Genomic DNA, 23,007 nt, shown 5'->3' on the forward strand with positions numbered 1-23,007 from the left:
CAGCGATCAGTCTCCCCGGCCACCGCCCATCGACGTCCGCGCGATGCGCAGCACGTCGTCCAGCAATGCCGCGGCGGTCACCTCTGCGCCCGCACCAGGTCCTTGGATCAAAAGGGGTTGTTCACGATAGCGGTCGCTGTGGATCGCGACACGGTTGTCGGTTCCCGCGCCGAGCGCCAGCGGATGGTCGACAGGCAATGCCTGCACGCCCACCTGCGCCGTACCACGCTCGATGCAGCCGATGAAACGCAGTCGCCGGCCTGCGTCTTCGGCCTGCCGCCAGCGCGCGTGGATGCCTGCATCCAGCAGCTGCAACCGTGCCAGTGCCTCGCCCGACGACAGGGCGGCCAAGCCGGCGGGCACCAGCGATGTCACCTGCACCTGACTGGCGTCCATGGCCAGGCCGCAGGCGCGCGCCAGGATCAGCAGCTTGCGGCGAACGTCTTCCCCGGAAAGATCTTCACGGGGATCCGGCTCGGTGTAGCCCGCTGCCACCGCCTCACGCACGGCGGCGGAGAACGGCTGACGGCCATCGTAACGATTGAACAACCACGCCAGCGATCCAGACAGGACGCCTTCAATGCGATGGATGCGGTCGCCTCCTTCCACCAGCGCGCGCAGGCTGCTCAGCAACGGAAGCCCGGCACCGACAGTGGCACTGTCGCCGTAGACCGCACCGGTGGCGGTGCAGCCGCGGTGGATCTGCTGCGCGCGCTCCAGCTGCGCGCCCTGCCCCAGCTTGTTGGCGGTGACCACGTGCACCCCCCGCGCCACCCACGGGGCGTGCTCGGCAGCCACAAGGTCGCTGGCTGTGGCATCAACCACCACGTCACCGGCACGCAGCGTGTCGGCGTGCGACCACGGCGATGCGCCGACGGTCCGCTGCGGCGCACTGCGCACCTGCTGCAGCGACTCCGCCGGATCGGCAGTGCAGGCCAGCGTGGCGCGCGAATTGGCCAGCCATTGCAGCGCAGGCAGGTGGGCGCCACCGGCCCGTAGCGTCTGATACCGGGTGACGAAGGCAGCGCCTACCGTGCCCGTACCCAACAGGGCCAGGCGCGCGGTCTGCGGCGGGGTGGATCTGGCGAGCAGCGCATTCATGCGTCGACAGCCTGCTTCTGGCCTGCGCCGGCAGTGACCACCGTCGCCGCACGCGCCAGCGCCAAGGTCAGGTCGGCCAGCAGATCACGCTCGGATTCGATGCCGACCGACAGGCGCAGCAGCCCCTCGCTGATGCCGGCAGCCTGGCGCGCCTCGACGCTCATTGCCGCGTGCGTCATGGTGGCCGGATGCGCCACCAGGCTCTCGACACCCCCCAGCGACTCGGCCAGCGTGAAGTAGCGCAGGCCGTCGACGAAGGCGCGCACCGCCGCGTGCGGGTCGTCGCCTTCGCACTGGACCAGCTCGAACGACAGCATCGCGCCGAATCCACTCTGCTGCCGCGCCGCGATGGCATGGCCGGGATGGTCCGCCAGGCCGGGGTAGTACACCTGCGCCACGGCCGGATGGTCCGCCAGCAGTGACACGATGGCCGCCGTGTTCTCCTGGTGCACGCGCAGACGGGCGTCCAGCGTGCGCAGCCCGCGCAGGGTCAGGAAGGCGTCGAATGGCGAGCCGGTCAAGCCGAGCGCGTTGGCCCACCAGGTCAACTGCTGTGCCAGTTCGGGATCACGCGCCACGACCGCTCCACCGACGACATCACTGTGACCATTGATGTACTTGGTGGTCGAGTGCAGCACCAGGTCAGCGCCAAACGCCAGTGGCTGCTGCAGCGCCGGCGACAGGAACGTGTTGTCGACCACGACCCGCGCGCCGGCTTTGTGCGCTGCATCGATCACGAAGCGCAGGTCGGTGATGCGCAGCAGCGGGTTGGACGGCGTTTCCACCAGCACGAGTTTCGGCGAGGTCGCCAGGGCCTGTGCCAGCGAGCGCGGGTCTGTCAGGTCGGCAGTGACCAGCTTGAACTGGCCCTTGCCGGCCAACGCGTTGAACAGGCGCCAACTGCCGCCGTACGCGTCATGCGGCACCACCAGCGTGTCGTCCGGTCCCAGCAGTGCCTGCAGGACCAGGTTGATCGCGCCCATGCCGGTCGCCGTCACCACGCCACCCGCACCGCCTTCGAGTTCGGCCAGTGCCTCCCCCAGCAGGTCGCGGGTCGGGTTGCCACTGCGCGTGTAGTCGTATTGCCGCTTGTTGTTGAAGCCATCGAAGCTGAAGTTCGAGGACAGCACGATCGGCGGTGTCACCGCGCCGTGTGCCGTATCGCGGTCAATGCCGGCGCGGACGGCGGCCGTGGTGCGACTACAGGGCAGTGCAGCGTTATCGGAGCGGCTCATGCGGTTTCTCCCGGGATGCGGATGGCGTTGGCGAGGATCGCGTCGATGCGATCGGTTTCTTTGAGGAAGGCATCGTGGCCGTAAGGCGAGCGCAGCACGCGCAGACTGCTGCGCGGACCCAGGCCTTCAACCAGGCTGACAAGATCGGCCAGCGGTACCAGCCGATCACCTTCCACGGCGACGACTACGGTCGGCAGCAACAGCTGCGCCGGATCGATGCGATGCAGGTCGATGGATTCAGACAGGCGCAGCCACGCGATGACCGGTGTGCGCGCGACGTACTGCGCGGCAGCCGCATCCAGATAGTCTTCGGCAGCGACACGCACGCGCCCATTGATGACTTCCGGGGCCGCGTCGAAGCGTTCACTGAACTCTTCCGGTGTGCGGTAGCTCAGCATGGCGAACTGGCGGGCAAGTGCGAGGCCGTTCTCGTCGCTGCACTGCAGCTGGCCCAGCGCGACGGCACGGCGCTGTAGAGCGCGCCAGGCGGCAGCGTAGGGATGTGCCCGATGCGCGCCGCTGACCACGACCAGACGCTGCACGCGTTGGCGGTGGCGCACACCGAACTGCTGCGCCACCAATGCGCCGTAGGAATAGCCGACAAAGGCCTGCAGCTGCGCGATGGCCAGGTGATCCAGCAGGATCGCCAGCGCGTCGGCCTGGTCGGCGGTATCGATCGGTACGTCCTGCGCGCCGTCGGCGCCGATGAAGTCGAACGCCAGAATGCGCAGCACCTGCGGATCCAGGGTGCGGCCAGAGCCGACCAGTCCCTCGGCCCAGCCTTTTTCGCTGAACTGCGCATTGGCCGCGACATGGCGGTTGGCGGAGATGCCGCCGGCCAGCACCACGACGGGCGCATCGGCGGGGCCGACGCATTCATAGCGCAGGCGGATGGCGCGTGGTCCCGCGTGGCGCATGTCCAGCACCGCGGCGAATTCGCCGCGCACGGCATGCACGCGGTCTTCGACCGGCACGCTGACGGGGACAAAGGATTCGGAACGGGGGGCAGTGGCGGGGGCGAAGCTCATGGCGGTATCCAATAAGGGAAACATTCCCGAGGAGTGGCCATCGAGCCTTCGCAGGGCTCGCGTCCAAGCGGCACCCACGGGTGCACGCTCGAACCATCTTCCGGTAGACACGACAGTCCCCGCAGGATTTGGCACCTACGCCGACGCTTGCGCGCCTGCGGGCTGCCCCGGCTTCAAAGGGCCTGTCCCTCTGCCGGTCTCGATGGTGGAGCCACGATGCCAGCAGATTTTCGGCCTGTCAATCCTTTCATGCGGATGAAGAGATGGGCTAAAAGCGACGTGACCCTGGGCCCGTACGGCAAGGTGCGGCCTGCTAGAGTCCGACGTCCCCCTTTCCCGGCCGCTTCATGCGTCGCCTGCTGCTCTGCCCCGTCCTGCTGCCATTGTTGGCCCTGTCCAGCCCTGCCTCTGACTGGCGCAATGGCTGGGGACTGACGGCTGGCGGGCACGACGCACCCGTCGCCTACCAGCTTCCGTTCGATGAACGACGCTTCAGTGTCGGTCAGGCGCCCGAGGGCCGATTCAGCCACCGCGATGCGGAGAACCGCTTCGCCGTGGATTTCACCCTGCCCGAAGGCACGCCGGTGCTTGCTGCCCGCGCCGGACGCGTCACCCGCGTGCAGTCAGGCTTCAGCGGCAACGGACTGGCACCGCGCGACCGCGAACGGGCGAACTATGTCCGCATCACCCACGACGACGGCAGCATGGCCGTGTACGCCCACCTGCTGCAGGACGGTTTCACGGTGCGCGAGGGTCAGTACGTGGACGCCGGCCAGCGCATCGCCCTGACCGGCAACACCGGCTACAGCACCGCTCCGCACCTTCACTTTGCCGTCCAGGTACAGCAGGGCACCCAACTGCACTCCATCCCGGTGCGCATCGTCACCCCCCGCGGCGAACTCCACTTCCCAAAAGGGGACGGAGGGGATTAAGACGCATCTGGCCTCCGACATGGCCAGATGCGTCTTAATCCCCTCCGTCCCCTTTTTCGGCGATAATCATCGGCTTACTTCATTGATCTGCGCCCCGGGCGGGCGCCCCCTGCCATGTCCGATGTCGCCACTGAAGCCGCGCGCCGCCGCACCTTCGCCATCATTTCCCACCCCGATGCGGGCAAGACCACGCTGACCGAAAAGCTGCTGCTGTTCGGCGGCGCGATCCAGATGGCCGGCTCGGTCAAGGGCCGCAAGGCCGCGCGCCATGCGACGTCCGACTGGATGGCGCTGGAAAAGGAGCGCGGTATCTCGGTCACCTCGTCGGTGATGCAGTTCCCCTACGAAGGCAAGATCGTCAACCTGCTCGACACGCCGGGCCACGCCGACTTCGGCGAGGACACCTATCGCGTGCTGACCGCAGTCGATTCGGCGCTGATGGTGATCGACGTCGCCAAGGGCGTGGAAGAGCGCACCATCAAGCTGATGGAGGTCTGCCGGCTTCGCGACACGCCGATCATGACCTTCATCAACAAGCTGGACCGCGAAGGCAAGGAACCGATCGACCTGCTGGACGAGGTCGAAAGCGTGCTGGGCATCCAGTGTGCGCCGGTGACCTGGCCGATCGGCATGGGCCAGCGCCTGAAGGGCGTCGTGCACCTGATCAGCGGCGAAGTGCATCTTTACGAGCAGGGGCGCAACTTCACCCGCCAGGACTCGACCATCTTCCCCTCCATCGACGCACCGGGACTGGCCGAGAAGATCGGCGCGCAGATGCTGGCCGAACTGCGCGATGAACTGGAACTCGTACAGGGCGCCAGCCATCCCTTCGACCTGGATGCTTACCGCGCCGGCAAACAGACGCCGGTGTTCTTCGGCTCGGGCGTGAACAACTTCGGCGTGCAGCCGCTGCTGGATTTCTTCGTCGAACACGCGCCGCCGCCGCAGGCGCGCGCCAGCACCGGCCGGGACGTCGCGCCGCAGGAAAACAAGCTCACCGGCTTCGTATTCAAGATCCAGGCCAACATGGACCCGCAGCACCGCGACCGCGTGGCCTTCATGCGCGTGTGTTCGGGACGTTTCGCCGCTGGCATGAAGACCCTGCATGTGCGCACGGGCAAGGACATGAAGCTGGCCAACGCGCTGACCTTCATGGCCAGCGACCGCGAGATCGCCGCCGAGGCGTGGCCGGGCGATGTGATCGGCATTCACAACCACGGCACCATCTCCATCGGCGACACGTTCACCGAGGGCGAGGCGATCACCTTCACCGGCATCCCCAACTTCGCTCCGGAGCTGTTCCGTCGGGCCCGCCTGCGCGATCCGCTGAAGCTCAAGCAGCTGCAGAAGGGCCTGGCGCAGCTGTCCGAAGAAGGCGCCACCCAGTTCTTCCGTCCGCTGATGAGCAACGACCTGATACTGGGTGCGGTGGGCGTGCTGCAGTTCGACGTGGCGGCCTATCGCCTCAAGGACGAATACGGCGTGGAAGCGGCCTTCGAACCGGTCGGTGTGGTCACCGCGCGCTGGGTTACCTGCAGCAACGAAAAGAAGCTGGAAGAGTTCCGCGAGAAGAACGCGCTGAATCTGGCGGTGGATGCGGCTGGTCAGCTGGTGTATCTGGCCCCGACCCGCGTCAACCTGCAGTTGGCGCAGGAACGTGCGCCGGACGTTCGCTTCTCTGCTACCCGCGAAGCGGCGTATACCGCTACGTCCTGAACCCGCGTCTGGCCGGGCGTGCACGCACCGGCCATCGCGGCGATGATAGGGGGGATGCAGGACCCCCTCCCTGCGACCCTTCTCACTGTCCATGACCTCTGTTGAATCAATCCGCGAGGAAATCGCGAGCGCACTGACCCACGGACTGGGCGCGGTAGCGGCGTTGGCTGGCAGCGCCGTGTTGATCACCCTGGCTGCCATCCATGGCGACGGCTGGCAGTTGTTCAGCTCGATCGTGTTCGGGGTGGCGCTGTTGCTGCTGTACACGGCCTCGACGCTGTATCACGCGATCCAGCACCCGGTGGCGAAAGGGCGGTTGAAAGTATTCGACCACTGCGCGATCTACCTGCTGATTGCCGGCACCTATACGCCCTTCATGCTGATCGGCCTGCGCGGTCCGTGGGGCTGGGGCATGTTCACGGCGATCTGGATCCTCGCGTTCGCCGGGGTGGTGTTCAAGCTGTTCTTCACCGGTCGGTTCAAGGCCTTGTCCACCGGCATCTACATTGCGATGGGCTGGCTGATCGTCGTGGCAATCAAGCCGATGCTGGCGGCGATCGACATGTGGACGCTGGGCTGGCTGCTGGCGGGCGGCCTGTCGTACACCTTGGGTACGTACTTCTATCATCGTGAATCGATCCGCTACTCGCATGCGATCTGGCATCTGTTCGTGATCGGCGGCAGCGTCTGCCACTTCGTCGCCGTCACCGCGCAGGTGCTGTGATTTTCTGCGCTTGCGCGCAGTTTTGAAGCAACAGCGAAGTCAACTTCGAGAGCCAACGTCAAAAGCTGCAGGGCTGCTTGTTGGCGGGGCGGGGTGGGTTCGCGGGGGACGGCAAAGACCGCATCCTGCGGGCCTTGTTTCGCGCCATCCATGGCGCTCAACACCCCCGCCAACCCACCCCGCCCCACCTTCGACAGGTCCGTGGTGGCCCTCGAATCGGTAGCGCCGACCCATGGTCGGCGGATTCTGGGGAAATGGGGTTTGATGGTTTCCGCCGACCATGGGTCGGCGCTACCGCAGGCCTCGTTAGCCCGTCGGGTGGAGGGAGCCTCTGAGTCAGGGGCGGCCGCGAAGCGGCGGGGTGTGGGTGCTGGTGAGACGGGGCCCGCGGTTTGCGAAGCAAAGCGTGGGAGCGGCAGCGCGAATGCGATGACGTGGACCCCCGCCATGGATGGCGCGAAACGAGGCCCGCATGGATGCGGCCCTTGCCGGCCCCCGCGCAGCCCCACCGCCCGGCCCAAGCTCAGCTCAGGCTTGAGAGCCCTCCGCGAGGGGGTCTCACCCGTTCGACAACCCGCACCTGCACGTAATCCGAATGCCCCATTCGCGCTATGTGCACGATGAACGGGCAACCATGCGGCTGTGAATGCCACCCTGCCCCCTGAAACCAGCCGCCCGGTTCGCCGGCGTTTCCGTCGCCCCGGCAAGCGGGGCCAGCGCTGGCTGGCGGTGCTGGTGTTCCTGATCGCCGCCGTACTGCTGCTGATCGCCCTGTGGGACTGGAACTGGTTCAAAGGCCCGGTGGAGCGTGCCGTGCAGGCAAAAACCGGGCGCGCACTGCATATCGGCAACCTGGATGTCGACCTTGGCCGCGTGACCACCATCCGCGGTGATTCCGTCACCTTTGCCAACGCAGAGTGGGCCAAACGGCCGCAGATGGTCAGCGCCGACCGCGTGGAAATCGACGTGCGCGTCTGGCCGCTGCTGCGCGGCAGCGTACAGCTGCCGGAAGTACGTCTTACCCGTCCGGACGCGTTGTTGCAGACCGCGCCGCGCGCGGACCAGGCGGGCAACTGGGATTTCATGGGCGAAAGCAGTGGCGGCGAGCCGTTGCAACTGCAACGGCTGTACATCGATGACGGCCGATTGCAGTTTCTTGATGAGCGGGGCCGTACCGACATCCAGGTGGCGGTCCGCAGTGGCAAGCCGAAGCAGGCCGATGCCGCACCGCCGTTGCTGGTAGGCGGCAAGGGCTCATGGCAGGGCAATGCCTTCACCCTCAACGGCAATACGGAATCACCGCTCGAGCTGACCGACAGCGGCCATCCCTTCCGCATCCATCTGGACGGGCGAGCCGGTGGCACACATGCGGTGGCCAGCGGCACGCTGATCAATCCCTTCCAGTTCCAGACCTTCAGCCTGCAGTTCCGCCTCAGCGGCCAGGACCTGGAAGACCTGTATCCGCTGGTCGGCATCGCCTTGCCCTCTACCCCGCCTTATCGCCTGGAGGGGCAGCTGACGCGCGACCACCAGGTCTGGCAGTACCAGAAGTTCAACGGCCGTGTCGGCGACAGTGATCTCGGCGGTGATGTAAAGGTGGAGGTTGGCGGCGAGCGCCCGCGACTGACCGCAAACCTGGTCTCCAAACGCCTGGATTTCGATGACCTCGCCGGCTTCATCGGTGCGCCGCCGAAGACCGGTGGCGACGAAACCGCGAATGCCGAGCAGAAAGCGGAGGCCGCGCGCTTGGCCGCAAAGCCGACGATCCTGCCCGACACGCCGTATGACCTCGGCAAACTGCGCGCGATGGATGCCGACGTTCGGCTGAAGGCGCAGCGCATCAATGCCCCCAGCCTGCCGCTGGATGACATGGATGCCCACCTGAAGCTCGACGATGGCCTGTTGCGCCTGGAGCCGCTCAACTTCGGCGTGGCAGGCGGCGACATCCGCAGCACGATCCGCATGGATGCGCGTCGGCCCCAGATCGCCACGTCGTTGAAAGCCAGCGTACGTCGGGTACAGCTCGGCCAGTTGTTCCCGGATGCGAAGTTGGCCGAGCAGGCCTCGGGTGGCATCGGCGGTGAGATCGACCTGAGCGGCAACGGCAATTCAATCGCCGCCATGCTGGGCAGCAGCGACGGCACCGTTGCCATCGGCATGGGCAAGGGCCACGTGGGCAACCTGATCATGGAACTGGCCGGCCTGGACGTCGCCGAATCGTTGAAATTCCTGTTCACCGGCGACCGACAGATCCCGTTGCGCTGTGCCTTCGCCGACTTCGGCGTGAAGGATGGGCGCATGGACAGCCGTGCCCTGGCGGTAGACACCACCGATACGCTGATCGTCGGCGAAGGCAGCATCAACCTGAAGAACGAGCAGATGGACCTGCTGCTGAAACCGCGTCCGAAGGACATCAGCATCCTGGCGCTGCGTTCGCCACTGCGCATCGACGGTACGTTCAAGGACCCGTCATTCCGTCCCGATTTCAAGGCACTGGGCCTGCGCGGCGCGATCGCCCTGGCGCTGGGCAGCATCGCACCGCCGGCCGCGTTGCTGGCCACGTTCGAGCCCGGTCCGGGCAAGGACAGTGACTGCGGCGGGAAATACGCCCGCTGAGGGACACGGGTAGCGGCGGCCGCTGGCCGCCCCCCCCGACGTCGTTCAGCCGGCGACGATGTACTGCTGCAACTGCTCCAGCTCCCGCGCCTGCGCATCAATCACCGCCTTCACCAGATCGCCGATGGAGATCACGCCCAGCACGCGGCCTTCCTCCACCACCGGTAGATGGCGGATGCGATGGTCGGTCACCAGTTGCAGGCAATGCGCGACCTGCGAATCGGGCGATACCGTCACCACCTGCGAGGTCATGATGTCCGCCACGCGCGTGTCCCGCGAGGAGCGGTCACGCAGCACGATCTTGCGCGCGTAATCGCGCTCGGAAAGGATGCCCGCCAGCTGCGGCCCCTCCATCACCAGGACCGCGCCTACGCCCTTTTCCGCCATCAACTGGATCGCATCGAATACCGCCGCCTGTGGCGCGACGGCGTGCACTTCAGGAGACTTGCCGTCCAATACCTGCCGAACCGTGGTCATCTGCCTGCCCTCCGAGGGTGGGTTGCAGGTTCGAGTCTGCCACGGACGGGCCTATGCAGGTGTCAAGCAGGTACAGCGGCCGCTGCTTGGACTCTTCGTACAGCCGCCCCAGGTATTCCCCGATCAGTCCGAGCGCGATCAGCTGGACCCCGCCAAGAAACAGGATGACTGCCATCATCGTCGGCCAGCCGGCGACACGGTCGCCATACAACGCCGCTTTCACCACCACGCCCACAGCGAACAGGAAGGCACCGGCCGCGGTCAGCATCCCCAGATAGGTCGCCGCCCGCAGCGGCACCGTGGTGAAACTGGTGATGCCTTCCAGCGCGAAGTTCCACAGGCGCCAGAGGCTGAACTTGCTGGTGCCGGCCACCCGCGCATGCCGATGATAGGGCACCGCGATACGGTTGTAGCCTACCCAGCTGAAAAGGCCTTTCATGAAGCGATGGCGCTCGCGCAGTTCCCGCAGCGCCTGCAGCGCGCGAGGCGACAACAAGCGGAAATCCCCGGTGTCGGCAGGAATCGGCGTCGGCGACATGCGGCCGATGACGCGATAGAACATGCCGGCGGTGGCTCGCTTGGTCCAGCTCTCGCCCTCGCGCGCCAGGCGTGTCCCGTACACGTTGTCATAGCCTTCGCGCCAACGTGCCACGAAGGCAGGAATCAATTCGGGCGGGTCCTGGCAGTCCGCATCCAGGATCATGGCGGCGCCGACAGACACCTGGTCCAGCCCGGCGGTCAGCGCGGCCTCCTTGCCGAAGTTGCGCGACAGACGCAATGCCGACACGCGGGGGTCCTGACGGGCCAGCGTTTCAATGCACGCCCAAGTCGCGTCGCTGCTGCCGTCGTCGACATACAGAATGCGGCCGGTCACATCCGGCATGTCGGCGAACACCGCCGATACGCGCGCGTGCAGCTGCGGCAGCGCGGCCTCTTCATTGAAGGCAGCGACGACGACGGTCAACGGTTCTGGGTTCATCGTCGGATTGTACTCAGTCATCCTGCAGGTACGCGCCGCCACCCAGCTGCCGCGCCTGCCGTTGGATCCACGTGGCGCGCCGCTGCACGTAAGGGCCCGGCTGCGCAGCGTCGTAACGCCGGGGTGCCGGCAGCACGGCGGCCAACCGAGCGCTTTCCGCAGGGGTCAGACGCGACGCATCCTTGTTCCAGAACTGCCGTGACGCGGCCTGGGCACCATAGATACCGTCACCGAACTCGGCGATGTTGGCGTACACCTCCAGGATGCGCTGCTTGGACCAGAAGGTCTCTATCAGCAGCGTGTACCAGACCTCCAGCCCTTTCCGCAGCCAGCTGCGGCCCTGCCACAGGAACAGGTTCTTGGCCACCTGCTGGCTGATCGTGCTTGCACCGCGCACGCGTCCACCCCGCGCATTGTGATCGCGGGCTTTCTCGATGGCCTGCAGATCAAACCCATTGTGCTGCGGAAAGCGCTGATCCTCCGCAGCGACCAGCGAGATCGGCAGGCTGGGTGCCATCTTCTGCAGATCGCGCCATTCATAGTGCAGGCGGTAAGCACGATCGCCCTGCCCCAGCGCCTCGCCATACCGCCACAGCATCACCGTGGACACAGGAGGGTCCACGAAGCGCAGCACCAGCACCTGCAGCACGCTGAACGCGGCCAGCACGACCGGCAGCCACAGCAGGCGCCGCCAGCGCCAGCGGGAGGTGCCGGCGGCCTGCACTGCCTTGAGGTTGTCGTCCCCTGACCCCATTGATGGCTCACTCATTTCTTCATCGGTTGTCGGCGCATTATCCGGCAACCTCACCTTCTTATATACGTGCGGCCCCAACCATGACCGATCAGAACGACTCCCTGTTCCGCTTCCTGCTTCCCGATGCCGGCGTGCGCGGTGTACATGTACGCCTGCACGAGACGTGGAAACAGATCCTGTCGCATGCGGACTACCCCGCCCGCGCGGCCGGCATGCTGGGCGACGCCACCGTGGCGGCCGCCCTGTTCACCGGCCATACCAAGGTGGACGGCCGCCTTTCGATCCAGTTGCGCAGCAGCAGCTCCCTGCGCACCCTCTTCGCCGAATGCACCGCCGCCGGTACGCTGCGCGGCATCGCCAAGCTGGAAGAAGGCGAGGACGCGCCGGCCAGCCTGGATGGACTGGGCGATGACGCGGTGCTGGCCATCACCATCGAGAACCCCGGCTTGGATCCGCGCGAACCGCAGCGCTATCAGAGCCTGGTCGCGCTCAGCGCGCCGAACCTGGACGAGGCATTCGAGGACTACTTCCGCCAGTCCGAGCAGTTGCCGACGCGCCTGCTGCTGGCGACCGACGGCGAACGTGCAGCCGGCCTGCTTATCCAGAAGCTGCCTGGCGAAGAGGGCGACCTGGACAGCTGGACCCGCATCAGCGCCCTGTTCGAGACGCTGGGCAAGGCCGAACTGCTGGCCACCTCGGCGGAGGACCTGGTCTACCGGCTGTTCCATGAGGAGCAGCCGGAGCACATGGGCGACAAGCCGCTGCGCTTCGAATGCACCTGCTCGCGCGAACGCGTGGCGGGCATGCTGCAGTCCCTGGGTGAGGACGAAGCCCGGGCCGCCGCCGAGCCCACCGGTGCGGTGGAGGTCCGTTGCGAATTCTGCGGGAAGGAGTATCACTTTCCTTTGACGGAATTCGGGATACTGTTCCACGGTGGCGGTATTTCCATCCCGGCACCTGAGCGACTTCAGTAAAGCAGGCCAGACGCTGGCGAGCTCGTGTTCTGGGGAGGACAACGACTTGTTAAAGAATCATAAACAGCCTACGCTCCAGATCCCGCTCCGGCGGGAACTTGCCATGCATCTGACTGTCTGACTGGACTCATGACTACATTCCTGCGCCAATCGCTTGCACTGCTGATCGCCCTCGGGGCGGCCTCCGGCGTGCACGCGCAGGCCAAGGACACCCGCACCGTCATTCCGGTGTGGAACAAGGGCAGCGGCAAAGTAGAGGCCCTGCTCTATCTGGAGCCGACCGGTGAGCAGGTAGCCGGTGCACGCTGGCATTTTGGTCGCAGCTCGCTGGATGCGGCCTTCGGTCTGTCCTCCGGTGACTCCCTCGGCCTGCTGTGCAACAGCAGCCGTGGCACGAACATCAGCGGATTGGCCAGCCATTGCATGCTGGCCAGCCTTGGCGACGACGAAGACACCTTGTCACGGCGCTTCAGTGGCACCGCCGCATTCAACCGACCGGGCGGGCGCGTTGGCCTTACCGTCGGCAGTGGACGTGAAACCCTTCCCGGCTGGTTGTCAGGACCGAACAAGGCGACGTCGCTGCGCGCCGAGCAGAACGACCTGACCGTCTTCGGCCAGAAGAACATCGGCCGCGAGGGCTTCGTCTCGATCGGCGGTACCTATGCGAAGGCCCGTCTGGTTCCGTTGGCGGATGTCGCGCCTTCGATCGTCGACCGCTGGGACAGCAAGAGCCTGAGCATCGGCGCCGGCTACGGTAATTTCAGCGGAAACATCATTGGACGCGTGGTCGACGTGCCCGGCCAGCCCGGCAAATGGGAAGGCCTGGGCGTTGGACTGACCTGGCGGACCCCGTGGTCGGGCCAGTTGACGGTCGGCGCGGAAAACGTGGTCAGCCGGGGCAAGAATCCGTTCTCACCGCGCAATGAGAGCAACGATGATGGCACGGTTCCGTACGTACGGTACGAACAGGACCTTTAAGCCCTTGTTATTAAAGCATTTTTTTTGAAAACGCCCCGACTTTCGGGGCGTTTTCGTTTGTGCGCGACCTGAACGGGTTTGCCGAATTTCACCAAAATCACGCGAATCATTAACAAAGCTTTAATTTTGCAAAAGACGGAAGTAGTATCGGGACCAGCCCAGCGAAACTTGGAAGCGCCTTTCGCCTCCTTCGCGGGCCACACCACGTAGTTACCAAGACCACTTGGAGAGAGAGTCCAATGAACCGCAACAGCAACACACTGCGTGACGCCGTCGTCCTGGCGCTGATCACCAGCGCTGCCGGCACGGGTACTGCCATCGCGCAGGAAGCCTCGGGCACCACCAACCTGGACCGTATCTCGGTCACCGGTTCGCGCATCAAGAGCACCGACGTTGAGACCTCCCAGCCGGTTCTGAGCCTCACCCGCGCAGACATCGAAAAGCAGGGCGTGACCTCGGTTGCCGACATCCTGCAGCGCGTCGCCGCCAACGGCGCCGCACTGAACCGTACCTTCAACAACGGCGGTGACGGTTCGTCCGGCATCAGCCTGCGCAACCTGGGCAGCTCGCGCACCCTGGTGCTGGTCAACGGCCGCCGCTGGACCACCGGCCTGGACGGCAGCGTCGACCTGAACACCATCCCGGTGGCCATGGTCGAGCGTATCGACGTGCTGAAGGACGGCGCTTCGACGATCTACGGCTCCGACGCCATCGCCGGCGTGGTGAACATCATCACCAAGCGTGACTTCGACGGCGCGGAAGCCAACTTCTACAAGGGCCAGTACAGCGACGGCGACGGCGAGCGCGAAGCCTATGACTTCACGCTGGGCACCACCACCGATCGCGCATCGGTGATGATCGGCGCCTCGTACGTCAATGAAAAGGAAGTCATGGCGGGTGATCGTGCGATCTCCGCTGGTGGCCCGCCGTTCTTCAGCGGCCAGAGCGGCACCGGCATCCCGGGTTCGTACGTCCGTAACGGCACCCGTCGCATCATCATCGATGGCGCGGAAGTTCCGTTCGTCAGCAACGTGCACGGCTACAACACCTCGCCGGACAACTACCTGCTGACCCCGAACGAGCGCACCTCGCTGTTCGCTGCCGGTTCGTACAACATCACCGACAACGTCACCTTCCGTACGGAAGCGATGTACAACGAGCGCAAGTCCGAGCAGCTGCTGGCCGCCATGCCGGTGACCGGCATGACCCTCAGCGCCGACAGCATCTACAACCCGTACGGCGTCGACCTGACCGGCGTGAACCGCCGCTTCAACGAGACCGGCGGCCGTTCGTTCAACCAGAACGTCAAGAACTGGCACTTCTACGGTGGCTTCGAAGGCTTCTTCGAGTTTGCTGACCGTACCTTCGATTGGGACGTCGGCTACCGCTACGACAAGACCGACCAGAACGACCTGACCTACGGCCTGCTCAACGTGGCGCGTCTGGACGAAGCCTATGGCCCGTCCGAGATCCGTGGCGGCGTGCCGGTCTGCGTCACCGCCCCGGGCGGCGACGTGATCACCGGTTGTGCCCCGATCAATCCGCTGGGCGGCCTGGGCTCGATCAGCCCGGAAGCGCTGGAGTACACCACGTTCACCGCGCATGACTCGGCGACCCAGGAGTCGAAGGGCTACTACGCCAACATCTCCGGTGAAATCGTGCAGCTGCCGGCCGGTGCGCTGGGCTTCGCGGCCGGTTATGAATACCGCAAGGAAAGCGGCCAGTTCGACCCGGATGCGTTCATCGCATCGGGCCTGAGCACCGGCAACGGCGCCAGCCCGACCAAGGGTTCGTACGATCTGGACGAAATGTACCTGGAGCTGTCGATCCCGGTGCTGGCCGACCTGCCGGGCGCCCAGCTGCTGGACTTCAGCGTGGCGACCCGCTACTCCAAGTACAGCAACTTCGGTAACACCACGAACAACAAGTTCGGTTTCCGCTGGAAGCCGATCGACGACCTGATGGTCCGTGGTAACTACTCCGAAGGCTTCCGCGCAGCAAGCATCAACGATCTGTTCCGCGGCAACACCGATTCGTTCGAAACCTACGCCGATCCGTGCGCCGCCGCCAACCTGCCCACCGGTGCCGTTCTGGCCCAGTGCCAGGCGCAGGGCGTGCCGGCTGGCCTGGTCCAGCCGGGTACCGATGGCGACGCAGGTCCGCTGCAGACCGTCGAGCCGTTCACCTGGACCTCGAACCCGAACCTCAAGCCGGAAACCTCGACCAGCAAGACGCTGGGCCTGGTCTTCAGCCCGAGCTTCGTGCAGGGCCTGAACGTGACCCTGGACTGGTGGCAGATCAAGATCGAAGACGCGATCACCCGCCCGTCGATCGACGACATCATGGACCGCTGCTACGGCGGCACCGCGCAGGAACAGGCAGCGTACTGCGGCCTGATCACGCGTGACCCGAACTACGGCACCACCGCCGAGAACGGCGCCATCGTCAATGTCGACATGCCGCTGCAGAACCTGTCCTCCTACAAGGTGGAAGGCTGGGATCTGGGCATGCTGTACCGCCTGCCCGAGTTCTCCTTCGGCCAGTTCACCATCAGCTGGGACAGCACGTACCTGAGCAAGTGGGAAACGCAGGCAACGGCCGACTCGGCAGTTGAAGGTCGTCAGGGCAAGTACCTGAACCAGGATCCGTACTGGCGCATCCGTTCCAATCTGTACCTGGATTGGAGCTACCAGGACTTCGGCATCAACTACGGTTTCCGCTACAAGTCGGGCATGACCGAAGCCTGCCTGCTGGGCGCCGCAACCCGCGCATACTGCTCGGATGCTGTGAACCGCGAGAACCACATCAGCTCGACCGTTTATCACGACGTCCAGTTCCGCTACAACACCCCGTGGAACGGCACCGTCATGGTGGGTCTGAACAACGTGTGGGACAAGGATCCGCCGCAGTCCTACGCCGTGTCGTACAACATGTTCGACCCGCAGTACGACCTGCCGGGCCGCTACATGTACATGCAGTACAAGCAGAAGTTCTGATCGATCCACTGATCGGAAATGTCTGATGCAACGGCCCCGAAAGGGGCCGTTGTTGTTTGTGCGGTCTGCGCCGGCAAGGCGGGGATCGCAGCCACAAAAAAGCCGCGCTGGTGCGCGGCTTCGGGTAACGCGAATCTGGCGCCGGATCAGCCCGGGATCAGCGTATCGATCACATGCTCCACGTACGCCTCGAACTCTTCACGCGCCTGCTTCGGCTGCTGCAACTGCAACGACAGCTGCAGGAAGCCGACATAGGCCGCATAGGCCAGGCGCGCGCGATGCCGCGCATCGGTCGAGCTCAACCCGGCCTGGCGAAATGAGGCGATCAGATAATCCATGCGACGCTGCGACACGCGGTCGATCACCGGGCGCACCATCGGGTGGTCCAGCGCCTTCAGCAACTCGCTGTAGATGATATGTGGCTGTACTTCATGGGCCACGACCTGGAACAGCTGGCGCAGGCGCACCCGCGGATCCGGCACCTCCTCCAGGCTGCCGAACACCTGCTCCTGTTCGAACAGTTCCCAGCGCTCCAGCGCCGCCTGCAGCAGCGCATCGCGGGACGGGAAATGCCAGTAGAAACTGCCCTTGGTCACCCCAAGGCGGCGGGCAAGAGGCTCCACCGCCACCGCGCTGACGCCCTGCTCGGCAATGAGATCAAGGGCGGCCTGGGCCCAGTCTTCCGCACTGAGGCGGCTGTTGCGTCCAGCGCGCACGTCGCTGGCAGGAGTTTCGGATTCGCTCATCCGCTGATTTAACCATACGCAGGGGTTGGTTGCAGTATGAAGGCAGGCGCATTGATGCCGCCCGGTAGCGCCGAGCCACGCTCGGAGGTTCGTTGCAGTTGGCTTTTCCAAGCCCGCTGCGATGCACCATACGTCGGAGTATTGACTTCCTTCGCAGGCACTCCATACTAATAGGTATGGTTACCCCCACCCCCTCCGTCACCCTCAACGATCTGCGCTTGGACGCTGCCCACGGCGCGACGTTGGCCGTATCGGCCGAGACGACCGGTCGCCGCGGGCCCGTGCTGTTCGCGCACGGGTTCGGGCAGACCCGTCACGCATGGACGCCGGCGGCACACGCGCTCGCCGCCCATGGATTCCAGACCCTCGCCTATGACGCACGCGGCCACGGTGATTCGGACTGGAACGCACCGGATGTGCCTTATCACGGTGACCAGTTCGCCGATGACCTGATCGTGCTGGCGGGCGAGCAGACCCGGCCGCCCGTGCTGGTGGCTGCGTCGATGGGCGGCCTGTTCGGCCTGCTGGCCGAATCGCGTTGGCCCGGCCTGTTCTCCGCGATGGTGCTGGTGGACATCACACCGCGCTGGGACACCGCCGGTGTCGAACGCATTCTTGCCTTCATGACCGCGCATCCGCAGGGATTCGCGTCACTCGCAGAGGCGGCGGATGTCATCGCGGCCTATCTGCCGCATCGGCCACGCAAAGCGGACGATTCCCTTCGCGCCCTGCTGCGCGAAGACGGCCACGGCCGTTGGCGCTGGCACTGGGATCCGCGCCTGGTGGCTGAGCTGGTGCGTGACAGTGAACAGCACCAGGATGCACTCGCAGCGGCGGCGAGCAAGGTGAAGTGCCCGCTGCTGCTGGTCAGTGGCGGACGCAGTGATCTGGTGACACCGCAGACCATCGCCGATTTCCTTGCATTGGCACCGCATGCCACACACGTACAGCTTCCGCAGGCCACCCACATGGTGGCCGGCGACGACAACGACGCTTTTACCGCTACTGTGTTGAACTATCTGGACGTGTTGCCACCGGCCCTGGCCGCAGCATCGTCCGCCGAACCCGAGCACGTCACCGGAGTACGCTCATGAGCATCGTTCTTCCCTTCCTTGCCCTTCTGCTGGCAAGTGCATTCGCGGCCTATCACCGCATGCGCCTCATTACGTGGACGATCATCAGCGTGGCCGTGTTGGCCGTGTGCTGGTTCGTCCCGTATATCAACCAGACGGCAACGATCGTCGCCGCTGCCATCGTGGCGGTCATCGCGATTCCGCTGCTGCTGCCCTTCGTCCGCAAGCCGCTGCTGACCGCGCCGATGATGAAGGTGTTCCGCAAGGTGCTGCCGCCGCTGTCGCAGACCGAGCGGATTGCCCTGGAAACCGGCTCGGTCGGTTTCGAAGGTGAGCTGTTCACCGGTGACCCGGACTGGAACATCCTGCTGAACTATCCCAAGCCGCAGCTCACCGCCGAAGAACAGGCCTTCATGGACGGCCCGGTGGAAGAACTGTGCAAGATGGTCAACGACTGGGAAATCACCCATGTCCATGCCGACCTGCCGCCGGAGATGTGGGCCTTCATCAAGAAGAACCGTTTCTTCGGCATGATCATTCCGAAAGAATATGGCGGCCTTGGCTTCAGCGCGCTGGCCCACCACAAGGTGATCCAGAAGTTGGCCTCGGTGTCGTCGGTGGTCAGTTCCACCGTCGGTGTGCCGAACTCGCTCGGTCCGGGTGAACTGCTCAACCACTACGGCACCCAAGAACAGAAAGACCAGTACCTGCCGCGCCTGGCCGATGGCCGCGAAGTGCCCTGCTTCGGCCTGACCGGCCCGTTCGCCGGCTCCGATGCGACGTCCATCCCCGACTACGGCATCGTCTGCCACGGTGAGTGGAACGGCGAGCGCGTGCTGGGCGTCAAGCTGACCTTCGACAAGCGCTACATCACGCTGGCCCCGGTCGCGACCCTGATCGGCCTGGCCTTCCGCATGTACGACCCGGACAAGCTGATTGGTGACACGCGCGACATCGGCATCACCCTGGGCCTGCTGCCGCGCGAAACGCCCGGCGTTGAAGTCGGCCGTCGCCACTTCCCGCTGAACTCGCCGTTCCAGAACGGCCCGATCAAGGGCAAGGATGTCTTCATCCCGCTGACCCAGCTGATCGGCGGCGCCGCCATGGCCGGCAAGGGCTGGAACATGCTCAACGAATGCCTCGCCGTGGGCCGCTCGATCACCCTGCCCTCCACGGGCAGCGGCGGTGCGAAGGCCGGCGCGGTCATCACCGGTGCGTATGCACGCATCCGTAAGCAGTTCGGCCTGTCGGTCGGTCGCTTCGAAGGCGTGGAAGAAGCGCTGGCGCGTATCGGTGGCAAGGCCTACAAGATCAGCGCGCTGGCCCAGGCCACCGCTGCGGCGGTTGACCGCGGCGACGTGCCGTCGGTGCCGTCGGCAATCGCCAAGTACCATTGCACCAGCATGAGCCGCGAAGTGATCTCGGACATGATGGATGTGATCGGCGGCAAGGGCATCATCCTGGGGCCACGCAACTTCGCCGGCCGCAGCTGGCAGGCCGCGCCCATCGCGATCACCGTGGAAGGCGCGAACATCATGACGCGCAGCCTGCTGATCTTCGGCCAGGGCGCGATCCTCTGCCACCCCTGGGTGATGAAGGAAATGAAGGCTGCGCAGGATCCGGACCGCAAGGCCGGCCTGCAGGAATTCGACCGCAGCCTGTTCGGCCACATCCGCTACGGCATCTCCAACGCCGTGCGTTCGTTCTGGTTCGGCCTGACCGGCGCGCGCTTCGGTGCCGCCCCGGGCGATGCCTACACCCGCCGCTACTTCCGCAAGCTGGACCGCTACTCCGCCAACCTGGCGCTGATGGCCGACATCTCGATGATGACGCTCGGCGGCAAGCTGAAGTTCAAGGAATCGCTGTCCGGTCGCCTTGGTGATGTGCTGAGCCATGTCTACATGACCAGCGCCATGCTCAAGCGTTACCACGATGAAGGCGCACCGCAGGCTGACCAGCCGTTGCTGGCCTGGGGTTTCCACGACAGCGTGCACAAGATCGAAGAGTCGTTGTCGGCGGCGCTGCGCAACTTCCCGATCCGCCCGATCGGTTGGTTGATGTGGCTGTTGATCTTCCCGCTGGGCCGCCGTGCCGAAGCGCCGGGCGACCGCCTGAGCCGGCGCGTCGCCGCCCTGCTGATGGCCCCCAACGAGGCCCGTGACCGCCTGGCCGACGGCGTGTTCCTGACGCCGTGCGAGAACAACCCGGGTGGCCGCATCAACAGCTACCTGGCCAAGGCCATCATGGCCGAGCCGGTGGAGCGCAAGTTCCTGAAGGCGCTGAAGAGCAAGGGCATCGAGGCGCTGGACTACAACAAGCAGCTCGACGAAGCCGTGGCCGAAGGCGTGCTGACCCAGGACGAGCGCACCCTGCTGGACGAGCTGCGTGCGATCACCTTGGAGGCCATCACGGTAGATGACTTCGATACCCATGAACTGCGTTCGGCGGGTTACTACGATCTGCCGCGCAAGGAGTCCGGTTCGCAGCAGGCGGCCTGATCACCTTGGAAAATGAAGAAAAAAACGGCGAGCCTCGGCTCGCCGTTTTCCATTGCAGCGTCGCGCCATCCCAGGCGAGCGACCCGCACCACGCGGCTGAGAGACCGTCGCCGCTGGCGCGGCGTTACAACCGGCTGCCTGCGTGCCAGATCGCGGCCAGCGCCAGCAGTGCCGGCAGCGCCTGCACATAGAAGATCCGCTTGTTGACGGACCATGCGCCGTAGCAGCCTGCCACGACCACGCAGACGAGGCAGAAAATGGTGATCTCGAAATGCCGGACCAGTCCCACCAGGATGCCGGCCGCCAGGAAGCCGTTGTAGAGCCCCTGGTTGGCCGCCAGCACGCGCGTGGCCTCCGCCTTCTCCGGCGTGTTGCGGAAGGTCTTCAAGCCCAGTGGACGCGTCCACAGGAACATCTCCAGCACCAGGAAGTAAACGTGCAACGCGGCTACCAGCAGCGTCAGAGAAAGGGCAACGGAAATCCAGAACATGACGGTCCTTCTGAGAGTTGGGTGAACTGAGCAGCGCCCTCACCGGTAGCGCCGAGCCATGCTCGGCGAGCGCAGCGGCAGGCTATTGATCGCGCGGCAGCTTCTTTTCTTCGCGCAGCACGCCGTACGCGGCCACGGTCATCATGCCGGCCACCAGCACACCGCCGACGAACACCAGGTGCGGGCCCATCAGCGACAGCACCTTGTGCAGCCAGGCGAAGCTCAGGTCGGCACCGCGGTAGACCACGGTGTCGATGGCCGCACCGGCCTTGTAACGCCACTGGCGGTCAACGCGCGTATAGATCGTCTCGCGCGCCGGCTTGAACAGCGAGAACTCGCTGGCGCGGGTAACGATCTGCACCACCGCTACCAACAGCGGCAAGGGCGAGGCGGCCAGCACCGAGAAGCCGACGATGATCGCGAACGCCGGGATGAGCAGGGCCGGCGCCACGCCATGGCGCGACAGCAGCCAGCGCGTCAGGCCCAGCTGCACCAGCAGGGTCAGTGCGTTCACGGCCAGGTCGATATGCGAATAGAACGCAGTGCGCGCTTCCGGATCCGGGTAGGCCGCCCGCACGATGGACGCCTGTTCGTTGTACAGCAGGGTGCCTACGCCCACGCCGAAGACCACCAGTACCGCCAGCCAGCGCAACAGCGGCTCACGCACGATCAACTTCAGCCCGTCCAGCACGCTGCCGCCCATCGGTTTTTCGCCCGACACCAGCTGCTGCTCACGCTCGCGCAGCACGGCCCAGTGCCGCAGCCGCCAGATGCACAGCAGGCACACACTGAGGAAGCCGGCGGAGACCAGCATCAGGTTGGCGATGCCCACCCGCTGCACCAGCGCACCGGTGATGATCGGGCCGAGAAACGCTCCGATGGTTCCCGCCGCGCCGATGTAACCGTAGTACGCCCGTGCCTGCACGTTGGTGAACACATCGGCCATGAAGCTCCAGAACACCGCGACAGCAAACAGGTTGAACACGGTGATCCAGAAGAAGAACGCCATGCCGCGTCCCGGCACGTCGCTGTCGAACATGACGTGGAAACCAAGCAGGGTGACGATGAAGAACCCGTACACCACCGGCATGAACACCCGCCGTGGATGGCGGCTGACCAGCCAGCCATATATCGGCTGCAGCACCAGCATGATCAGGAACACGCAGGTGAACAGGAACTGCAGGACGAAATCCTGCAGCGCCACCCCATGGCTGGCAAACCAGGCGATCAACGAAGGCGGAAACACTTCCTGCATGTCCGACGAGGACGCCATCGCCTCGCGCACCGGCCGCAGCACGTAATACCCGCTGAGAAGGCAGAAGAAATACAGGAACGACCACCACAAGGCGGGCGTCTCGCGCAGCGCCTGCATCAGTTGCCGTACCGGTCCGCCCACGGTGGCAGGTGCCAGCGGCGCGCTCACGTGTCACCCGGCGCGCGCGTCAGGCGGCAGCAGGAAGGCATGGGCGACTCCGGATGCGGGGAAGCGCGTACGGTATCCAATGCACTGCAACATCGCCAGCATCGCGGGCCGGTCCAGACCGGATGTCCCCCGTACACCAACAGTACCGCTGCGCATGGCAGCGCTCATGAGCGCTGCTTTTGCCCCTCAAATCATCGATTATTCAATAAGATGCGCATTCATCTTCGCTTTGTTTGTGCAATGACGAAAAGCGGGGATAGAATCGGT

Annotated in this window: 18 protein-coding genes and 1 riboswitch; of the genes, 9 read left to right on the top strand and 9 right to left on the bottom strand. The window is 65.2% G+C overall.

The window, feature by feature from the left end:
• Window positions 1–6 precede the first annotated feature (6 nt).
• The 3 genes from ABRP17_RS03695 to ABRP17_RS03705 are packed head-to-tail and all read right to left on the bottom strand — an operon-like array spanning window position 7 to window position 3,364.
• Window positions 7–1,101, bottom strand: coding sequence for a homoserine dehydrogenase (locus ABRP17_RS03695; RefSeq protein WP_349986198.1), 1,095 nt, complete (start codon window positions 1,099–1,101; stop codon window positions 7–9).
• Window positions 1,098–2,336 carry an O-succinylhomoserine (thiol)-lyase gene (locus ABRP17_RS03700; protein ID WP_349986197.1) on the bottom strand — a complete coding sequence of 413 codons (1,239 nt, stop codon included), beginning with the start codon at window positions 2,334–2,336 and terminating at the stop codon, window positions 1,098–1,100. The genes ABRP17_RS03695 and ABRP17_RS03700 overlap by 4 nt, the downstream gene beginning before the upstream one ends.
• On the bottom strand, window positions 2,333–3,364 hold the full coding sequence (locus ABRP17_RS03705) for a homoserine O-succinyltransferase (protein WP_372486883.1): 1,032 nt from the start codon (window positions 3,362–3,364) through the stop codon (window positions 2,333–2,335). The genes ABRP17_RS03700 and ABRP17_RS03705 overlap by 4 nt, the downstream gene beginning before the upstream one ends.
• 90 nt (window positions 3,365–3,454) lie before the next feature.
• Window positions 3,455–3,573: riboswitch (SAM riboswitch) on the bottom strand.
• A 138-nt stretch (window positions 3,574–3,711) separates the two neighbouring features.
• Between ABRP17_RS03705 and ABRP17_RS03710 the strand changes: the two genes are divergently transcribed.
• The 4 genes from ABRP17_RS03710 (at window position 3,712) to ABRP17_RS03725 (ending at window position 9,352) form a co-directional block, all read left to right on the top strand.
• The gene (locus ABRP17_RS03710) at window positions 3,712–4,296 is read left to right on the top strand and encodes a M23 family metallopeptidase (RefSeq protein ID WP_349986195.1); all 585 of its coding nucleotides are present in this window, start codon (window positions 3,712–3,714) and stop codon (window positions 4,294–4,296) included.
• 114 nt (window positions 4,297–4,410) lie between these two features.
• On the top strand, window positions 4,411–6,012 hold the full coding sequence (locus ABRP17_RS03715) for a peptide chain release factor 3 (protein ID WP_349986053.1): 1,602 nt from the start codon (window positions 4,411–4,413) through the stop codon (window positions 6,010–6,012).
• Between the two features lie 85 nt (window positions 6,013–6,097).
• Window positions 6,098–6,736, top strand: a complete 639-nt coding sequence (locus tag ABRP17_RS03720; protein ID WP_188327334.1) for a hemolysin III family protein — start codon at window positions 6,098–6,100, stop codon at window positions 6,734–6,736.
• A 642-nt stretch (window positions 6,737–7,378) separates the two neighbouring features.
• Entirely contained in the window at window positions 7,379–9,352 is a 1,974-nt protein-coding gene (locus ABRP17_RS03725; protein WP_372486885.1) for an AsmA family protein, read from the top strand.
• A gap of 45 nt (window positions 9,353–9,397) precedes the next feature.
• Here ABRP17_RS03725 and ABRP17_RS03730 read toward each other — a convergent pair whose 3' ends face one another.
• Genes ABRP17_RS03730 through mtgA form a run of 3 tightly spaced genes read right to left on the bottom strand, consistent with a single transcriptional unit; the run spans window position 9,398 to window position 11,562 of the window.
• A complete protein-coding gene (locus ABRP17_RS03730; RefSeq protein WP_188324672.1) occupies window positions 9,398–9,829 on the bottom strand; it encodes a CBS domain-containing protein in 432 nt (143 codons plus the stop codon).
• Window positions 9,789–10,808: a glycosyltransferase family 2 protein gene (locus ABRP17_RS03735; RefSeq protein WP_349986054.1), complete on the bottom strand. Its 1,020-nt coding sequence runs from the start codon at window positions 10,806–10,808 to the stop codon at window positions 9,789–9,791. Before ABRP17_RS03735 ends, ABRP17_RS03730 begins: the two co-directional genes overlap by 41 nt.
• A 13-nt stretch (window positions 10,809–10,821) precedes the next feature.
• On the bottom strand, window positions 10,822–11,562 hold the full coding sequence (gene mtgA / locus ABRP17_RS03740; RefSeq protein WP_349986072.1) for a monofunctional biosynthetic peptidoglycan transglycosylase: 741 nt from the start codon (window positions 11,560–11,562) through the stop codon (window positions 10,822–10,824).
• An 80-nt stretch (window positions 11,563–11,642) separates the two neighbouring features.
• Here mtgA and ABRP17_RS03745 point away from each other — a divergent pair, with 80 nt between their 5' ends.
• The 3 genes from ABRP17_RS03745 (at window position 11,643) to ABRP17_RS03755 (ending at window position 16,510) form a co-directional block, all read left to right on the top strand.
• The gene (locus ABRP17_RS03745) at window positions 11,643–12,536 is read left to right on the top strand and encodes an Hsp33 family molecular chaperone HslO (RefSeq protein WP_349986055.1); all 894 of its coding nucleotides are present in this window, start codon (window positions 11,643–11,645) and stop codon (window positions 12,534–12,536) included.
• A gap of 162 nt (window positions 12,537–12,698) precedes the next feature.
• Window positions 12,699–13,514 (top strand): hypothetical protein, encoded by an 816-nt coding sequence (locus ABRP17_RS03750; protein ID WP_372486956.1) that lies wholly within the window; start codon window positions 12,699–12,701, stop codon window positions 13,512–13,514.
• 239 nt (window positions 13,515–13,753) lie between these two features.
• Window positions 13,754–16,510, top strand: a complete 2,757-nt coding sequence (locus ABRP17_RS03755) for a TonB-dependent receptor (RefSeq protein WP_349986056.1) — start codon at window positions 13,754–13,756, stop codon at window positions 16,508–16,510.
• A gap of 146 nt (window positions 16,511–16,656) precedes the next feature.
• On the opposite strand, the gene ABRP17_RS03760 is transcribed toward ABRP17_RS03755, so the two are convergent.
• Window positions 16,657–17,256, bottom strand: a complete 600-nt coding sequence (locus ABRP17_RS03760) for a TetR/AcrR family transcriptional regulator (RefSeq protein ID WP_188324677.1) — start codon at window positions 17,254–17,256, stop codon at window positions 16,657–16,659.
• Between the two features lie 176 nt (window positions 17,257–17,432).
• On the opposite strand from ABRP17_RS03760, the gene ABRP17_RS03765 reads away from it, so the two are divergent.
• Both ABRP17_RS03765 and ABRP17_RS03770 read left to right on the top strand, forming a co-directional pair.
• Window positions 17,433–18,350, top strand: a complete 918-nt coding sequence (locus ABRP17_RS03765; protein WP_188324678.1) for an alpha/beta fold hydrolase — start codon at window positions 17,433–17,435, stop codon at window positions 18,348–18,350.
• Window positions 18,347–20,827, top strand: coding sequence for an acyl-CoA dehydrogenase (locus ABRP17_RS03770; protein ID WP_188324679.1), 2,481 nt, complete (start codon window positions 18,347–18,349; stop codon window positions 20,825–20,827). Before ABRP17_RS03765 ends, ABRP17_RS03770 begins: the two co-directional genes overlap by 4 nt.
• A 124-nt stretch (window positions 20,828–20,951) precedes the next feature.
• Here ABRP17_RS03770 and ABRP17_RS03775 read toward each other — a convergent pair whose 3' ends face one another.
• Together ABRP17_RS03775 and ABRP17_RS03780 are read right to left on the bottom strand one after the other, a co-directional pair.
• Window positions 20,952–21,317: a DUF1304 domain-containing protein gene (locus tag ABRP17_RS03775; RefSeq protein WP_188324680.1), complete on the bottom strand. Its 366-nt coding sequence runs from the start codon at window positions 21,315–21,317 to the stop codon at window positions 20,952–20,954.
• Between the two features lie 82 nt (window positions 21,318–21,399).
• Entirely contained in the window at window positions 21,400–22,740 is a 1,341-nt protein-coding gene (locus ABRP17_RS03780) for an MFS transporter (RefSeq protein ID WP_349986057.1), read from the bottom strand.
• Between the last annotated feature and the right edge of the window lie 267 nt (window positions 22,741–23,007).

Source organism: Stenotrophomonas sp. WHRI 8082 (genome assembly GCF_040223995.2).
Lineage (GTDB): Bacteria > Pseudomonadota > Gammaproteobacteria > Xanthomonadales > Xanthomonadaceae > Stenotrophomonas.

Excerpts from the sequence above, each read along its gene's own strand:
- mtgA (WP_349986072.1), bottom strand. The coding sequence starts at position 11,562 with ATGGGGTCAGGGGACGACAACCTCAAGGCAGTGCAGGCCGCCGGCACC.
- ABRP17_RS03765 (WP_188324678.1), top strand. The coding sequence starts at position 17,433 with ATGGTTACCCCCACCCCCTCCGTCACCCTCAACGATCTGCGCTTGGAC.
- ABRP17_RS03735 (WP_349986054.1), bottom strand. The coding sequence starts at position 10,808 with ATGAACCCAGAACCGTTGACCGTCGTCGTCGCTGCCTTCAATGAAGAG.
- ABRP17_RS03700 (WP_349986197.1), bottom strand. The coding sequence starts at position 2,336 with ATGAGCCGCTCCGATAACGCTGCACTGCCCTGTAGTCGCACCACGGCC.
- ABRP17_RS03745 (WP_349986055.1), top strand. The coding sequence starts at position 11,643 with ATGACCGATCAGAACGACTCCCTGTTCCGCTTCCTGCTTCCCGATGCC.
- ABRP17_RS03730 (WP_188324672.1), bottom strand. The coding sequence starts at position 9,829 with ATGACCACGGTTCGGCAGGTATTGGACGGCAAGTCTCCTGAAGTGCAC.
- ABRP17_RS03695 (WP_349986198.1), bottom strand. The coding sequence starts at position 1,101 with ATGAATGCGCTGCTCGCCAGATCCACCCCGCCGCAGACCGCGCGCCTG.
- ABRP17_RS03705 (WP_372486883.1), bottom strand. The coding sequence starts at position 3,364 with ATGAGCTTCGCCCCCGCCACTGCCCCCCGTTCCGAATCCTTTGTCCCC.
- ABRP17_RS03710 (WP_349986195.1), top strand. The coding sequence starts at position 3,712 with ATGCGTCGCCTGCTGCTCTGCCCCGTCCTGCTGCCATTGTTGGCCCTG.
- ABRP17_RS03755 (WP_349986056.1), top strand. The coding sequence starts at position 13,754 with ATGAACCGCAACAGCAACACACTGCGTGACGCCGTCGTCCTGGCGCTG.
- ABRP17_RS03760 (WP_188324677.1), bottom strand. The coding sequence starts at position 17,256 with ATGAGCGAATCCGAAACTCCTGCCAGCGACGTGCGCGCTGGACGCAAC.
- ABRP17_RS03770 (WP_188324679.1), top strand. The coding sequence starts at position 18,347 with ATGAGCATCGTTCTTCCCTTCCTTGCCCTTCTGCTGGCAAGTGCATTC.
- ABRP17_RS03775 (WP_188324680.1), bottom strand. The coding sequence starts at position 21,317 with ATGTTCTGGATTTCCGTTGCCCTTTCTCTGACGCTGCTGGTAGCCGCG.
- ABRP17_RS03715 (WP_349986053.1), top strand. The coding sequence starts at position 4,411 with ATGTCCGATGTCGCCACTGAAGCCGCGCGCCGCCGCACCTTCGCCATC.